Annotated in this window: 14 protein-coding genes; 8 read left to right on the top strand and 6 right to left on the bottom strand. The window is 38.0% G+C overall.

The genetic code is table 11. From position 1 onward, the window contains the following. Positions 1-4 precede the first annotated feature (4 nt). Both panC and panB read left to right on the top strand, forming a co-directional pair. Entirely contained in the window at positions 5-865 is an 861-nt protein-coding gene (gene panC / locus ACFIKQ_RS03020) for a pantoate--beta-alanine ligase (RefSeq protein ID WP_375655871.1), read from the top strand. Next, positions 862-1,677: a 3-methyl-2-oxobutanoate hydroxymethyltransferase gene (gene panB, locus ACFIKQ_RS03015; RefSeq protein WP_375655870.1), complete on the top strand. Its 816-nt coding sequence runs from the start codon at positions 862-864 to the stop codon at positions 1,675-1,677. The genes panC and panB overlap by 4 nt, the downstream gene beginning before the upstream one ends. Positions 1,678-2,120: 443 nt before the next feature. On the opposite strand, the gene ACFIKQ_RS03010 is transcribed toward panB, so the two are convergent. Next, positions 2,121-2,738 carry a YfbR-like 5'-deoxynucleotidase gene (locus ACFIKQ_RS03010; RefSeq protein WP_375636574.1) on the bottom strand — a complete coding sequence of 206 codons (618 nt, stop codon included), beginning with the start codon at positions 2,736-2,738 and terminating at the stop codon, positions 2,121-2,123. Next, positions 2,731-3,603: a YgfZ/GcvT domain-containing protein gene (locus ACFIKQ_RS03005; protein WP_375655868.1), complete on the bottom strand. Its 873-nt coding sequence runs from the start codon at positions 3,601-3,603 to the stop codon at positions 2,731-2,733. The genes ACFIKQ_RS03010 and ACFIKQ_RS03005 overlap by 8 nt, the downstream gene beginning before the upstream one ends. Positions 3,604-3,667: 64 nt before the next feature. Between ACFIKQ_RS03005 and ACFIKQ_RS03000 the strand changes: the two genes are divergently transcribed. Then, entirely contained in the window at positions 3,668-4,996 is a 1,329-nt protein-coding gene (locus ACFIKQ_RS03000) for a dihydroorotase (RefSeq protein ID WP_375636570.1), read from the top strand. 412 nt (positions 4,997-5,408) lie between these two features. On the opposite strand, the gene ACFIKQ_RS02995 is transcribed toward ACFIKQ_RS03000, so the two are convergent. Next, positions 5,409-5,777, bottom strand: a complete 369-nt coding sequence (locus ACFIKQ_RS02995) for a TIGR02301 family protein (RefSeq protein ID WP_208439587.1) — start codon at positions 5,775-5,777, stop codon at positions 5,409-5,411. A 498-nt stretch (positions 5,778-6,275) separates the two neighbouring features. On the opposite strand from ACFIKQ_RS02995, the gene cysS reads away from it, so the two are divergent. The 5 genes from cysS to pssA all read left to right on the top strand — a co-directional run bounded on the left by cysS (position 6,276) and on the right by pssA (position 12,165). After that, complete coding sequence (gene cysS, locus ACFIKQ_RS02990) at positions 6,276-7,784, top strand: cysteine--tRNA ligase (RefSeq protein ID WP_375644918.1); 1,509 nt, start codon at positions 6,276-6,278, stop codon at positions 7,782-7,784. Between the two features lie 45 nt (positions 7,785-7,829). Further along, entirely contained in the window at positions 7,830-8,501 is a 672-nt protein-coding gene (locus ACFIKQ_RS02985; protein ID WP_375636566.1) for a DUF421 domain-containing protein, read from the top strand. 116 nt (positions 8,502-8,617) lie between these two features. Beyond that, on the top strand, positions 8,618-10,501 hold the full coding sequence (locus tag ACFIKQ_RS02980) for an ABC transporter ATP-binding protein/permease (protein WP_012754947.1): 1,884 nt from the start codon (positions 8,618-8,620) through the stop codon (positions 10,499-10,501). 117 nt (positions 10,502-10,618) lie between these two features. Further along, positions 10,619-11,317, top strand: coding sequence for a phosphatidylserine decarboxylase (locus ACFIKQ_RS02975; protein ID WP_375636564.1), 699 nt, complete (start codon positions 10,619-10,621; stop codon positions 11,315-11,317). 8 nt (positions 11,318-11,325) lie between these two features. After that, entirely contained in the window at positions 11,326-12,165 is an 840-nt protein-coding gene (gene pssA, locus ACFIKQ_RS02970) for a CDP-diacylglycerol--serine O-phosphatidyltransferase (protein ID WP_375636563.1), read from the top strand. Positions 12,166-12,235: 70 nt separating this feature from the next. Here the strand turns inward: pssA and ACFIKQ_RS02965 are convergent, their stop codons facing one another. The 3 genes from ACFIKQ_RS02965 to ACFIKQ_RS02955 all read right to left on the bottom strand — a co-directional run bounded on the left by ACFIKQ_RS02965 (position 12,236) and on the right by ACFIKQ_RS02955 (position 15,138). After that, positions 12,236-12,985, bottom strand: a complete 750-nt coding sequence (locus ACFIKQ_RS02965; protein WP_375655933.1) for an SDR family NAD(P)-dependent oxidoreductase — start codon at positions 12,983-12,985, stop codon at positions 12,236-12,238. A 2-nt stretch (positions 12,986-12,987) separates the two neighbouring features. Continuing rightward, positions 12,988-14,481, bottom strand: coding sequence for an amidophosphoribosyltransferase (gene purF / locus ACFIKQ_RS02960; RefSeq protein ID WP_375628701.1), 1,494 nt, complete (start codon positions 14,479-14,481; stop codon positions 12,988-12,990). Positions 14,482-14,556: 75 nt separating this feature from the next. After that, positions 14,557-15,138, bottom strand: a complete 582-nt coding sequence (locus ACFIKQ_RS02955) for a CvpA family protein (RefSeq protein ID WP_375636561.1) — start codon at positions 15,136-15,138, stop codon at positions 14,557-14,559. Positions 15,139-15,175 lie beyond the last annotated feature (37 nt).

Here is a 15,175-nt window from a genome sequence, read left to right as displayed (position 1 = left end):
GAAAATGAAAGTTTTAAAGACAATTGCTGAAGTCCGCCAATATACTTCAGAGGAACGACGTTTAGGTTTTTCGATTGGTTTTGTTCCAACAATGGGGGCATTGCATGATGGTCATCTTGCATTAGTACAGTATGCAAGAGCAATGTGTGATCGCGTATTGGTTTCTATTTTTGTCAATCCAAAGCAATTTGGACCTCATGAAGATTTTTCTCAATATCCAAGAGATTTGAAGGGCGATTGTGCTTTGTTAAAAGAAGCAGGTGTTGAATGTGTTTTTGCCCCTTCTGTAGATGAAATGTGGCCACTGGGAAATGATACAATTGTGCAAGTGAAAAAATTATCACGTATTTTGATGGGAAAATTACGTCCAGGGCACTTTTGTGGTGTAACAAGCGTTGTTGCTAAACTTTTTAACATTGTCCAACCAGAAAAGGCTTTTTTTGGGGAAAAGGATTTTCAACAAATTTTAATTATTCGGCGTATGGTTGAAGATTTGGCTTTTCCTATTGAAATTGTTGGAGTTCCTATTCTACGGGAGTCAGATGGTGTCGCTTGTTCTTCACGCAATCAGTTTTTAACATTAGAAGATCGTAAAGCTGCCAAAATTATTCCTGAAAGTGGGAAAGCTGCTGAAAAGCTTTACCATGAAGGTGAACGGTCGGTTGATAAATTATGCAAAACTGTTCGTGATATTTTACAACAAGAAACGCGTGCAATCATTGAAGCAATAGATTTACGGGATATGGAAACTTTATGCGTGATTAAAGGAACATTGAATAAACCAGCAGTTTTACTTCTTACTGTTCGCTTTGGAGAGGTAAGGCTGATTGATCAATATATATTGCAAGAGAAGGGCGGAAAATGAGTGTACATAAAACCGTAAAGCGTATAACATCTTCCGAAATACGTACAAGAAAGGGACAACAGCCAATTGTTTCTTTAACAGCTTATCAAGCTTATACTGCGCGGATTGCTGATCCATATTGCGATATCCTTTTGGTTGGTGATAGCGTTGGTATGGTTGTGTATGGATTTGAGACAACGCTTCCTGTTAATTTAGATATGATGATTTTACACGGACAAGCCGTGGTGCGTGGATCTCAAAAAGCTCTTGTGGTTATTGATATGCCTTTTGGCTCTTATGAGGAAAGTCCAGAGCAAGCTTTTTTAAATGCATCGCGTATTCTTACTCAAACGGGGTGTGGTGCAGTTAAGCTTGAAGGTGGTGTTTATATAGCGGAAACAATTGATTTTTTGTGTAAACGTGGCATTCCAGTGATGGGGCACATCGGTCTTACACCCCAGGCGGTGAATCGTTTTGGTGGTTTCAAAACACAAGGACGAAAACAGAGTGATTGGCAAAGAATTGAAGCCGATGGGACTGCAATTGAGGAGGCCGGTGCTTTTGCTATTGTTTTAGAAGGGATTGTCGAACCTTTAGCAGTAAAACTTACAGAAAAGCTTTCTATCCCTACGATCGGTATTGGTGCATCCAATCAGTGCGATGGACAAGTATTGGTTATGGAAGATATGTTGGGCTATGGTGCTCATGTGCCAAAATTTGTACGCCGTTATGGAGACCTTGAACAAGCCATGGAAACTGCAATAAAGAATTATGCAAAGGATGTCACATCTCGTGCTTTCCCAGCGGATAATGAAGTTTATAAACTAAAATAAACTTCAGTTTAAGATGAAAAGTTTGACAAGGGAACATTTGTTGTTTTGATAATGAAAGTGCATTATTTCATATATTTTGTATGCAATTTGAGCTGTGCTTTTTTTTAAGAAAGCTTTCTTAAGGAACTCAACTCCTATTTCGCGACGGCGTCTGTGAATGGTATAACGGTAAAGCTCCTATGAAATGTACAATTTACAGAGCACTAGCATCTTTACGCTTCATAAGAGACATTTTAAATTCTTTCTTTAAAAGTTTTTACCCATATGCCGGTCCCACTTATGACGTGCAAGAGAATGATTTTGATTGATTCAATATAAACAGATTTGAAATGAGTGAATCTCACGATATTAGGGGCTCTCATTCAACATGAAAAAATAATGAATTATTATTATAAATCAGTGTGATGAGTCTTTAATGATAGGGAATCAACAATGCGAAGAGTCTATAATCTTTGGGCATCCAAGGCATTGAAGCGAGTTAAAAATGCGTTTTCAATTTGTTGGGTAGAATAGGGGTATAAATTAAGATCATCGGGTAAAATATTATTGGGAGAGCCAAAATAGCGAAGGGCTTCTTCTGTACTAAATCCAGCAAGCGTAATCGCTTCATAATATGCAGCGATACGGTCGGCTTGTTTGATTTTTTTTAAAAGTTTTTGAGAAAGATCAACGGGAAGAGAAAAGCGCATGTGGATAGCATCTTGGATGCCCTTTTCAATGCGTTCATATTGTGTTCCTATGACAGCTTTAAAGGGGGAAATCATATCGCCGATGACATATTCTGGAGCATCATGAAGAAGAGCATAAAGACATTCGTTGCTTCCCGATTGTGGAAAAAGTTTTTGAAATATTTGTTCAACCAAAAGTGAATGTTGTGCAACAGAATAGGCATGCTCCCCTCGTGTTTGACCGTTCCAACGTGCCACGCGAGAAAGTCCATGGGCAATATCCTCAATTTCAACATCAAAAGGAGAAGGGTTGAGAAGATCAAGTCTGCGTCCAGAGAGCATTCTTTGCCAAGCGCGTGCTTCTCCATTTTTTAATAATTCAGCTTTAGCCATGCGTATTTTCTATAGTATTTTCAGGAAAGGTAAAATTCATATTTTCAGCAATGTTTATAGTGACAGGAATGTTTTTTACAGTAAAGGGGATGTTATGGTCCATAGAATCTTTGACGTGATCAATACGCATTAAAGCGAGAGCCTCATTTTCTACACACGTTCCCAAGTAGCCAAGCACTTTTGTTCCTGCTTCAATGCTAGATTGAGGGGTTAATTCACACTGGCCTTTTACAATAAAAATACGGCGACGTGCTGCACGGCGGTGGTGCATTCGTGAAACAATTTCTTGTCCAATATAACATCCTTTATTGAATGAGAGTCCATTGATTTGATCGTAATTAATATCATGAGGAAAGACTTTGCCAACTTCATAGTCTTGACCACTTTCCGCAATTGCATAACGGATACGCAATTGATTCCATGTATCATGATATTCTGAAGTCAAAAAAGTTTTTTTTCCATAGATTCGTATTATTTTTTCTTTTTGTGGGAAGCGTTTATCAACAAAACTTGAATCAAAATTTAAAGTATCTGATTCATTATTCAAAGAAACCGTAACAAGCTCTTGTAATGGTTGTGTAATTTCTACTTTTTTACGCAGCTTATAGAGCAACAGACGTTGGTGAAGCGTATCAGCTAAAGGCATTCTGATATCAATCAGGTAACCATTTTCTTTTTTTCCGATAAGAAAATCAGCAAGAATCTTTCCTTGTGGGGATAAAAGGGCTCCAGGGAAAAGTTCCTGTGGACTGATTTTTTTTACATCTGTCGTGATCAAGGATTGTAGAAAATCTGTTGCTTCTTCGCCTGTAATTTGAATAAGCCCGCGGTTTTTTAAGCAAATGGCATTTTGTTTTTCAATCATGGTTCTTGCCTTTCTGCTCAAAGTTACATAATCGATAAGTGAGCAATATGTAAGGAGCGTGGCTATGTTTAAAACATTTGATACAATTTTTAAAGGTGCAACACTTGTGAATCATGATGGAAGAAGCAAGCGTGATATTGGTATTACAAATGGTCGTATTGCTGAAATAGGCAACCTTACATGTGCATCGGCTAGTGAGGTCATTGATTGTACGGGGCTTCATATTTTACCAGGAATTATTGATAGCCAAGTGCATTTTCGTGAGCCAGGAAATGAATATAAGGAGGATTTGGAAAGTGGCTCGTATTCTGCTGTGTTAGGGGGTGTTACGGCAGTTTTTGAAATGCCTAATACCAATCCGTTGACAACATCAGAAGAAACATTAAACGATAAGGTTAAACGCGGATTTCATCGAATGCATTGTGATTTTGCATTTTGGGTTGGAGGAACGCGTGAAAATGCCCATGAACTCTCTGAGTTAGAAAGACTTCCCGGTGCGGCTGGAATTAAAGTCTTTATGGGGGCCTCTACCGGTGATCTTTTGGTTGATGATGATGAAAGTGTACGCCTTATTTTGAAGAATACACGCCGTCGTGCAGCTTTTCATTCTGAAGATGAGGCGAGGCTCAAAGAGCGTAAAATATTGCGTATTGAAGGGGATGCATCGTCACATCCGATTTGGCGTGATGAAGTTGCGGCATTAAAATGTACGCAGCGTTTGGTAAAAATTGCCCATGAGACGAAAGCACGGATTCATGTGTTACATCTTTCGACAGAAGAAGAAATTGATTTTCTAAAAAAACATAAGGATGTTGCAACAATTGAAGTGACACAACATCATTTGACTCTCACGGCTGATGATTATAAGAAGTTTGGTACATTAATTCAGATGAATCCGCCTATTCGTGAGTCGCGCCACCGTGAAGCTCTTTGGTACGGTGTTCAACAAGGAATTATTGATGTCTTAGGCTCAGATCATGCGCCTCATACTCTTGAAGAAAAACTTCAACCTTATCCCTCTTCACCTTCAGGAATGACAGGGGTGCAAACAACAGCAGCAATTATGTTGACACATGTGAATGAAGGAAAAATATCTCTTGAACGTTTTGTTGATCTCACTTCACATGGCCCTAGTCGTATTTTTGGTATAAGCTGTAAAGGGCGCATTGCTGTTGGGTACGATGCTGATTTAACCATTGTTGATCTTAAGAGAGAAGAAATTATTACGAATGGCTTAATTGGTTCGCGTGCCGGTTGGACACCTTATGATGGTCAAAAAGTTAAAGGTTGGCCTGTTGGGACTATTATCCGTGGTATGCGCGTTATGTGGGAAGGTGAAATTGTCACACCTTCACAAGGAGAGCCTGTTAAATTTATGGAAACTTTGGTGTAAACAGATTAAAAAGTATGCCGTAAAATATCATCTTTTAGAGTGATGATATAGGGTATGTCAGCCTCTTTGGCACATAAGTGTTTTTTATGCGTGGTGAATATTCTTAGGCTTATTTGTAGAAACTATGAAGCAAATTACATGAGTGGGAAGCCAAGAGGAATCTTGTTCAACAAGAACCTAGATTATTTACAGAGCAAATTTAGTTAACAATCTTCATCCTTTGAGGTGTGGGGAGGAAGCCAAAGAACGATTTTGTATGGGGAAAAAGGCGCTCATACGAATAAAAGCGTATCGAGACATTATTCTTTAAAAGTTTCTCTATTTTCAGAGCTGGTTTATTGCTCCCCCCATTTGTGAGAGGAATATCATTGATATCGCTAAAATGGAGAAAGATACTTTTTGCATAGATTAATTATTTATAATGCATGAGGAGGTTTTCAGATAAAATTCTTCCTTCCTCTATGTATCTTTGATTGGCTTCAATGGCTGCTTGGGTACAATGGTGATAATTTTCTGAGAAAGCACGATACGCTTCATTAAACGCTTCATAAAAATAAGCACGTCTTTGTGGAATGGGGTGTTCTGCTTCAATTAGTGCATTCATATAATCATACCATTGGTTTGTTGGAGGCTCGCAAAGATTTTGGAGAGAATGCAATGATCCCAAAATTTCTGCTAGTCGGAGTAATTTTTTTTCATAAGGTGGAGATTGTTGCGCAAAGGTTGGCATTGAAATGACAAGAAATATTAAAATAATGATGTTCATCAATCTATTACGCATTATTTTTATTGCTTTCTTTGAATAAAACTCTGTACAGATAAAATAATTTTGTCATGAGAACTGTGTAAAAAAATAGAGTTAATTGCTACATTATTCTCAATTATTGATTATAAAATATAGGGCGTAAGAGGCAGTAAGGAACCCATTGTGGAATATTGAAAATACTGACGAAGCTTTGTGTGGTTAAAAATTTAAGATTTGCTTCCTGAAAGCTATCTATTTTTCACATAGGTTTATATTGTGTTGCCTATAGAATTTTTTCTAAGCTCGTTTTCTTTAAGAAGGGAAAGCATCTCTAATGATAGAATGCTTTTGTTCAATCAAATAAAATAGATTGTTTTTATGATAAATGATGGATACAGCCGTGAATACAATGGGAAAATGGTAAGAAGAATTTACTATAAGAAAAAAGTTTTTAGCCTAAACCGCGTAATACGATAATTTGAGATAAGATGCATCTAAAAGGAGCGGTGCATAATATCGTCTATGGAGTCAATAATGAAAGAGTTGCGATTTTATAATACGCTGACACGTAAAAAAGAAAATTTTACACCAATAGATCCGACAAGAGTACGTCTTTATGTTTGTGGACCGACAGTTTATGATTATGCGCATGTAGGAAATGCACGCCCTGTCATTGTTTTTGATATTTTATTTCGTTTATTGCGTCATGTTTATGGCAATGAGCATGTTCTATATGCGCGTAATATTACAGATGTTGATGATAAAATTAATGCACGAGCAGCTTTTGAATATCCAAACTTGTCATTGAATGACGCCATTCGTCAATTAACAGAACGTACATATTGCCAGTTTCAACAAGATACAATAGCACTTGGTTGTCTATTACCAACCAGTCAGCCGCGCGCAACCGAGCATTTAGAGGAAATGCGCTCTTTAATTGAAAGATTGCTTGAAAAGGGGCACGCTTATAAAGCGGAAAATCATATATTATTTTCTGTAAGTAGCATAAAAAATCCTCCCCACTATGGGGCATTTGCAAATCGTTCTTTAGATGAAATGAGGGCGGGGGCGCGTATTGATGTTGCTGCTTATAAAAGGGAAGAGATGGATTTTGTTTTATGGAAACCTTCTGTGGAAGGGGAGCCAGGTTGGGAATCGCCGGCCGGAATTCCTGTTTTAGGTCGTCCAGGTTGGCATATTGAATGTTCTGCGATGTCAATGGCAAAGTTATTAGCGCCCTATGGCGGTGGTTTAACTTGTGATGATCCAACCGCGAATGTTTTTGATATCCATGGTGGTGGACTTGATTTAATTTTTCCTCATCATGAAAACGAGATTGCACAAAGTTGTTCAGCTTTTGGGACGGAGCGAATGGCAAATTTTTGGATGCATAATGGTTTTTTACAAGTTGAAGGCAAAAAGATGTCGAAAAGCTTTGGCAATTTCATAACTATTCGTTCTGTTTTAGAGAATAATTTTTTGGAGTTTAATGGTATTTTAATCGATGAAATGAAGAAAAATTGGGCTGGTTTGTCTGCGCGTTTTTCGATGTTGCAAACGCATTATCGTGAACCATTAAATTGGACAGCGCAGCGTTTAATACAATCGAGTGGCGAACTATATCGTTGGTATGAATTGCTTCGCAGCAAAAAAAGTGAGATGGAAAACAATGAAGCAATTAATGATACTTTGATAGATGCACTCAGTGATGATCTTAATACTCCAAAAGCACTGACTCTTTTGCGAAAGTTTTATAAAGAAGGGAATGCGCTGGCTCTTGCTAATGGGATGAATTTATTAGGACTGTTACGACAAGAATGGATTAAAGAAATAGACTGCCCATTATTTATAAAAAAAACTTTTCTTGATTCAAAATTTATTGATCAACGTATTGCTGAAAGACTACGACTTATCCATAATAAAGAGTGGGAAGCAGCGGATACAATTCGTGATGAGCTTGCAGCGGAGGGGGTTCTTTTAAAAGACAGTAAGGATCCGCAGAGTGGTGAGCGCATAACTGTGTGGGAAATAAAACGATTTTAATTTTCCTATTCCAGCAGCTTACATAAATAAAGGGAGGAAAATTTGATGGAATTTTTATATCATTATGGGTATATCGCGCTTAAGCTGGCTGTAGGTCTTGTTGCCTTCTTATTTATTTTAAGAACGACGGGGCGGGGGAGCCTTAGTCAGATGACACCAGTTGATTTGGTCAGTAATTTTGTTATGGGAGGTATTATTGGAGGCGTTATTTATAATCAGAGTATTAGTAGCATTCAATTATTGCTTGTTTTACTCATCTGGCAAACCTTGATTACATCTTTTAATTTTTTTGCACGCTATTCAGTTTTTTTTCGTCGTCTTATTGCAGGGCGGAATGTTACATTAGTTTTAGATGGGGTTTTCCAAATAGATAAGATTAAGAACTTAGGGATCAATGTTAATGATCTCATTACGATGTTACGTCTTAAAGGGTGTCACTTACATGAAGCCGCTTTTGTTCGTTTGGAAACCAATGGTGATTTCACTGTCATTAAAAAGGAAGAAGGGAAGAAATCGACGATTTTAATAGAAAATGGTGAAGTTATTGATGATGGACTTAAAGAGATTGGTAAAACAAAAAAGTGGCTTCAGGCAGAATTGAAAAAAAACCATGTAAAAGTTGAAAATTTATTTGCAGCAGAGTGGTATGAAAATACAGATAAAAATAATAAATTGTATAGTGGATTATTTCTTGTTCCTTTTTCAAAAACAGTCTAACTTTAAATAACGAGTGGGTATAGCTTATTGGAAGCGTAATGAAGAGATAAATCTATAAACAACCACAGGGGGGTATTTTGCCTTTTTCGTGTGGATGATAGAGAAGTAAGGACTTTATGAAACGCAATGAAATGACAAAGACTGTATCATCAGATACAGGCAGAACTCTGCACACACTTTACAATTTATGGCCCTATATGTGGCCAGTAGGGCGACGTGATCTAAAAATACGTGTGCTATGGGCAATATTTTATCTTGTTTTGGCTAAGCTCGTTCTCATATCTGTACCGTATTTCTTTAAATATTCTACGAATGTGCTTGATTCAAGCTTTCAGCTACCTGAATGGTTCCCATCCAGTTTGATTATTCCCATCATGCTCGTTTTGGCATATAATGTCGCACGTATTATGCAGGCTGGATTAAATCAATTACGCGATTCTCTTTTTGCCACTGTTGGTCAATATGCTGTTCGTCAATTGGCTTATAAAACCTTTGTACATATGCATGAGTTATCCTTGCGATTTCATTTGGAACGCCGAACTGGTGGGCTTTCTCGTGTGATTGAGCGTGGTACAAAAGGAATTGAAGCGATCGTAAGATTTTCAATTCTGAACACAGTACCGACAGTTCTAGAGTTTATATTAACGGCACTTGTATTTTACATAAGTTATGGGTGGCATTATCTTCTCATCGTTGTTGCAACGGTTGGATTATATATCTTGTTTACCATTAAGGCGAGTGATTGGCGCATTCGTATTCGGCAACAAATGAATACAGCAGATACTGAGGCCAATACGCGTGCAGTTGATTCTCTTTTGAATTTTGAAACGGTGAAATATTTTGGCAATGAAACTCTAGAAGCCGATCGATTTGATGCTTCTATGGTAGGTTATGAAAAAGCCGCAACAAAGATTTGGACATCGTTAAGCTGGCTTAATTTTGGTCAGGCTCTTATCTTTGGTATTGGAATGACGATCATGATGCTGATGTCAGCTTATGAAGTTTTTTATAAAACACAAACTTTGGGTGATTTTGTTTTTATTAATGCACTTTTAATGCAACTTTCCATTCCACTGAATTTTATTGGTTCAATTTATCGTGATATTCGACAAGGTTTGACGGATATTGAAGCAATGTTTGATCTTTTAGATGTTCAGAAGGAGATCGTTGATAAATCGGATGCTAAACCGTTAGAGATAAGGGATGGGACCATTCGTTTTCATCAGGTAAAGTTTTCCTATGATTCGACACGTCAGATTCTCAGAGATATTGATTTTGAAGTTCCTGGAGGAAAAACAGTCGCCATTGTCGGTCCATCTGGTGCAGGTAAATCAACTATTTCTCGGTTGCTTTTTCGGTTTTATGATGTTGACGCGGGTTCTATCACAATTGACGGGCAGGATATTCGTGACGTAACACAAAAGAGTTTGCGTGAAGCGATTGGCATGGTCCCACAAGATACAGTGTTATTTAATGATACAATTGCCTATAATATTTGCTATGGGCGTCCAAGTGCTACAGATGAAGAAATGCGCAAAGCTGCTGAAATGGCACAAATATCAAAATTTATTGAAATTTTACCGGAAGGTTTTCAGTCTATGGTAGGAGAGCGAGGTCTCAAATTATCAGGTGGTGAAAAACAACGTGTGGCTATTGCACGGACACTTTTAAAAGCCCCCCCACTTCTTATTTTAGATGAAGCAACATCGGCTCTTGATACGGCGACTGAACAGGAAATTCAACAAGCATTGGATATTGTAAGCCGTGGACGTACAACACTGATTATTGCTCACCGTCTTTCTACTGTCATCAATGCTGATGAAATTTTGGTTCTTAAAAGTGGTCGTATTATTGAAAATGGGGCGCATACAGAGCTTTTACGCAAGAAAGGTTTATATGCTTCAATGTGGAATAAGCAGCTTGAAGCATCGAAAGCTGAAGAAAAATTACGTAAAATACGTGAAGAAGATGAGACGAGTGTTGTTAATCGTAAAAAATAAATAGGGCAAAATGTAATCTATATCTTTATATGGAGTGATTGATTAAATACATAAAAAGACACAAGAGGAACAAAAAGATTTGTTGCTTGTTTGAGTTTACGATGAATAGGAAATTATATGAGTATTCTGCAATCTTTCCATAATAGCTTTGTACCGGTTCATAAAGAGGGTTATCCTTTTATTGTAGCGTTTTTTGTTATTTCGCTCATTCTTGGTTGGATATGGAGTCCGTTGTTTTGGTTTGGTCTCGTTCTCACGGTGTGGTGTATATACTTTTTTCGTAATCCAGATCGTGTGATCCCTTTAAATTCAAATTGGGTTATGTCGCCTGCAGATGGGCGTATTTCATTTGTGGAATCATGTGTTCCACCTGAAGAATTAGGATTAGGGAAAGATGAAATGATCCGTATTTCCATTTTTATGGATGTTTTTTCATGCCATATTAATCGTATTCCTATCAGTGGTACAGTAGAGTCTATCGTTTATCATCCAGGTCGATTTACCAATGCTGAGTTTGATAAAGCTAGCCAGTTTAATGAGCGTAATGGTGTGGTAATTGATAGCAAACATGGTAAAATCGGTATCGTACAAATAGCGGGAATGGTTGCACGCCGGATTGTTTGTTGGTCAAAAGAAAACGATGCCGTTATGACTGGTGAGCGATTTGGATTGATTCGTTTTGGTTCTCGCCTTGATATTTATATACCAACTGAAATGAAATTGCGTGTTGCAGTTGGACAGACCGCAATTGCTGGAGAAACAGTTTTGGGTTCTTTTGATGATAAGAGTGCCACAACGGACTTCAGATACGATTAGGACTCACAATGAAAAATTTTTCGCCATTTTCTTCATTCAATCCTGAGGGGCAGCATGATGATGTTGCAAGTCGGCGGCGTTCACCTACATCAATGCGGTATGTCATTCCCAATATCATTACTATTTTAGCAATTTGTGCAGGGATGAGCAGCATTCGTTTGGCTTTTGAACATCGCTATGAAGCTGCTATTTTAATGGTGCTTTTGGCCGCAGTTTTAGATGGTGCTGATGGTCGCATTGCCCGTTTAATAGATGGTAGTTCATCTTTTGGGGCACAGATGGATTCTCTTGCTGATGTTATAAATTTTGGTGTTACCCCTGCACTTATTGTTTATTCTTTTATCTTGAATCAAGCAAATCACATTGGTTGGGTTGCAGCCCTTGTTTATTGTGTTGCTTGTTGTTTGCGGTTAGCACGTTTTAATGTGATGTTGGATAACACCAATATACCTAAGTGGCAGAAAAGTTATTTTGTTGGTGTTCCAGCACCAGCAGGAGCATTACTCCTTTTATTGCCTACCTATTTAGGCGCTCTTGGTTTGGTCCCCAATTGGGGGTGGGCATTATTTTTTAGTCTTTATACTGTAATTATTGCTTTTCTTTTGATTAGTCGTTTACCAGTATGGAATGCAAAAACAATTGATCAAAATTTAAGGCGCGATATCGTTATACCGTGCATGTTGGTCATTGTTATTTATGTCGGTTTTCTTGCGACTTACACATGGAAAACTTTATTGATTACAGCTGTTAGCTATATGATTTTTCTCCCCTGTAGTTTTATCGCTTATAATAAACGTGCTACTTTAGAAGAGAAAAAGGCTGATGCTAAATCTATCCAAGAATCATAAAGTGTTTCATTCTTCTGTTGAGAAGCACAGGAAAAAGAGAGAGTTAAACGATTTACTTCTCCGATGATGATCAATCAGGTACATGATAATCTACAAACCGATTTTTATGAACATTAAAGAGTTTTCCAGTTTCCTTTAAATCAGGTGATAACAAATGTACTATCTTTTTTGCAACCTCTTGTGGTGAAGGGAGAGTTTGTGGATCTTCACCGGGCATAGCTTCAGCGCGCATGGCAGTGCGTGTGGCACCAGGGTTGACACAATTAATCTTAATAGGGGTTTGTTTGAGTTCTTCTGCCCAACAGCGGGCAATCATCTCTAAAGCCGCTTTAGAGGCTGCATAAGCTCCCCAGAAAGGGCGCGCAGCATGCGCAACGCTTGAGGATAACAGAATGGCTCGTCCAGCATCAGATTCACGTAATAAAGGCTCAACAGCTTTCATTAAGCGCCATTGGCTGAAAAGATTTATTTGAAAAACATCTTCAAATACCGTGTTTTCTATATGCGCTATTGGTGAGAGTGTTCCAAGGATTCCTGCGTTTTCAACGATAATATCAAGTTTTTTCCAGCGTTTGGCAATTGAGATAGCAAGAGTATCGATGTTTTCCATATGATGCAAGTCAAGGGGAACAAGGGTTGCATGAGCCCCTTTTTCTCGGATTTGATTATCTAATTCAGTAAGTCCACTGACTGTTCGTGCAAGAGCAATAATATGAGCGCCGCGTGCAGCAAGCTCGAGTGCCAAATAATAGCCAATTCCTCTTGATGCGCCAGTAACAAGTGCAACACGCCCATGGAGACTAAAGTCACATTTTGTCATCATTAATCTCTTGTTTTAAGAACAGATGATTGATGAGTTTTGGAGAGATTTTCTTGATCAACCAGTTGCGTAGGATAATATCCAGTAAAATAATGGTCAGTAAATTGTGGATCGGCGTTATTCCGTTTTTCCCCTGCTACAGCAAGATATAATCCATCCGTTGAAAGAAATTCTAATGAATCTGCTCCAATAAAATCACACATAGATTTTAAATCTGGATATTGATTTGCTAAAAGGCTTTCAACTTTAGGTGTATCAATACCATAAAAGTCGGGATAGAAAATCATAGGGCTAGAAATGCGCATATGAACTTCTTTTGCTCCTGCATCACGGAGCATTCGCACAATTTTAAGAGATGTTGTTCCACGTACAATAGAGTCATCAACAAGAATAACACGTTTTCTTTCAATCACAGGACGGTTTGCAGAATGTTTTAACTTGACACCAAAAGCACGAATTTGTTGTGTTGGTTCGATAAAAGTACGGCCAACATAGTGATTACGGATAATACCAAGCTCGAAGGGAATTCCAATTTCTTGTGCATAGCCAATTGCGGCAGGAGTTCCTCCATCAGGAACAGGAACCACAACATCACCCTCACAAGGGGCTTCCTGTGCTAAACGGATTCCCATATTTTTGCGTGTTGCATAGACACTACGCCCTCCAACGATTGAGTCCGGACGGGCAAAATAAACATATTCAAACAAGCAAAGTTTTTCTGGTTTTTCATTTTTGGGTTTTATAATTTTTTTAGTAATTTCCCCATTTTTTTGTATTTCACATATGATGATCTCCCCATTTTTAACATCACGGACATACTTTGCTCCAATAATATCAAGAGCACAAGTTTCAGAACAAAAAATAGGCTTACCATCAAGTTCCCCCATCACAAGGGGTCTAATCCCTGTTGGATCGCGTGCAGCAATAAGCTTTGTACGTGTGAGCGCTAACATAGCATACCCACCTTCTACTTGCCGAATTGCATCAACAAAACGATCAGAGGACGATTCATAACGTGAGCGGGCAATAAGATGAAGAAAAACTTCTGAATCTGATGTTGATTGACAGATAGCTCCAGAAGCGATGAGTTCACGGCGTAATGTAAGACCATTGGTAAGATTACCATTATGAGCAATAGCAATGCCTCCAGCTTTTAATTCAGCAAAAAGGGGTTGAACATTGCGTAATGCTACTTCTCCAGTTGTTGAATAACGGGTATGTCCAATAGCGCGATTTCCTGGTAAGCGTGCAAGTGTTGTAGGATTTGTATAGTGATCACCAACAAGACCTAAATGCTTTTCTTGATGAAACATTTTATTATGGTAGGAAACAATACCAGCTGCTTCTTGCCCACGATGCTGAAGTGCGTGGAGTCCAAGAGCTGTTAATGTTGCTGCATCTTCATGCCCAAGAATACCAAAAACGCCACATTCTTCATGAAGGGTATCATCATCTAACGAAAATTCTTGACAGAAAACATCACTTTTTATCATCATATTCTTTCAGTTGTGATACGGAGGAATCATTAATATCACATTTTACATCATTTAGTTCTCTTTCCTCATGAAAAACTATTCTTTATTTTTTAAAATTATCTTTTTATGAGAGTGTTGCTCATACGTATGTTTATTGCTGTCTTTAAACAAATTTTCCGCCTTTTCGAGAACAGATCCAATATCTTTTGGGAGTATTTCCCAAACTTTTTGTCCTAGTGAATCTAAAATAGGCCTTGTTTTTGCATTTTTTAACCAATTCGCTTGAAGCTCGGGTTTAATCAGTGCATTAATCAGCAACATACCGATGACCATGATAAGTAAACCGCGAAGTGCTCCAAAAATAAAACCAATAGCACGGTCAAGGATACCAATTCGACTATCAATAATAAAATCAGAGATCTTCATTGTAATAATTGAAGTAATAATGAGAACAATAATAAAAATCGTGACCAATGTTGTGATCAATGCAATCATTTTATTAGAGAGATAGTGTTCAAAGAAAGGTAAGACAGGCTTGAATAAAAACAGTGTCGTAATAGCTGCAACTGCCCAAGAAATCAACGATAACACTTCACGTGAAAACCCTCGAAGCATAGCAAGAAAAGCGGACAACAGGATGATTACTACGACAATTCCATCAAGGATTGTTATGATCATTTGTTTGTTCCTTATACATAAAGTTGTGTTCTTATAA

This window comes from Bartonella sp. MR63HLJHH (assembly GCF_042194155.1).
Taxonomy (GTDB): Bacteria; Pseudomonadota; Alphaproteobacteria; order Rhizobiales; family Rhizobiaceae; genus Bartonella; species Bartonella grahamii.
The sequence above is the reverse complement of the archived record's forward strand: the minus strand, read 5'-3'. Positions and strand labels throughout refer to the sequence as shown.

Excerpts from the sequence above, each read along its gene's own strand:
- panC (WP_375655871.1), top strand. The coding sequence starts at position 5 with ATGAAAGTTTTAAAGACAATTGCTGAAGTCCGCCAATATACTTCAGAG.
- panB (WP_375655870.1), top strand. The coding sequence starts at position 862 with ATGAGTGTACATAAAACCGTAAAGCGTATAACATCTTCCGAAATACGT.
- ACFIKQ_RS03010 (WP_375636574.1), bottom strand. The coding sequence starts at position 2,738 with ATGGCTAAAGCTGAATTATTAAAAAATGGAGAAGCACGCGCTTGGCAA.
- ACFIKQ_RS03005 (WP_375655868.1), bottom strand. The coding sequence starts at position 3,603 with ATGATTGAAAAACAAAATGCCATTTGCTTAAAAAACCGCGGGCTTATT.
- ACFIKQ_RS03000 (WP_375636570.1), top strand. The coding sequence starts at position 3,668 with ATGTTTAAAACATTTGATACAATTTTTAAAGGTGCAACACTTGTGAAT.
- ACFIKQ_RS02995 (WP_208439587.1), bottom strand. The coding sequence starts at position 5,777 with ATGCGTAATAGATTGATGAACATCATTATTTTAATATTTCTTGTCATT.
- cysS (WP_375644918.1), top strand. The coding sequence starts at position 6,276 with ATGAAAGAGTTGCGATTTTATAATACGCTGACACGTAAAAAAGAAAAT.
- ACFIKQ_RS02985 (WP_375636566.1), top strand. The coding sequence starts at position 7,830 with ATGGAATTTTTATATCATTATGGGTATATCGCGCTTAAGCTGGCTGTA.
- ACFIKQ_RS02980 (WP_012754947.1), top strand. The coding sequence starts at position 8,618 with ATGAAACGCAATGAAATGACAAAGACTGTATCATCAGATACAGGCAGA.
- ACFIKQ_RS02975 (WP_375636564.1), top strand. The coding sequence starts at position 10,619 with ATGAGTATTCTGCAATCTTTCCATAATAGCTTTGTACCGGTTCATAAA.
- pssA (WP_375636563.1), top strand. The coding sequence starts at position 11,326 with ATGAAAAATTTTTCGCCATTTTCTTCATTCAATCCTGAGGGGCAGCAT.
- ACFIKQ_RS02965 (WP_375655933.1), bottom strand. The coding sequence starts at position 12,985 with ATGACAAAATGTGACTTTAGTCTCCATGGGCGTGTTGCACTTGTTACT.
- purF (WP_375628701.1), bottom strand. The coding sequence starts at position 14,481 with ATGATGATAAAAAGTGATGTTTTCTGTCAAGAATTTTCGTTAGATGAT.
- ACFIKQ_RS02955 (WP_375636561.1), bottom strand. The coding sequence starts at position 15,138 with ATGATCATAACAATCCTTGATGGAATTGTCGTAGTAATCATCCTGTTG.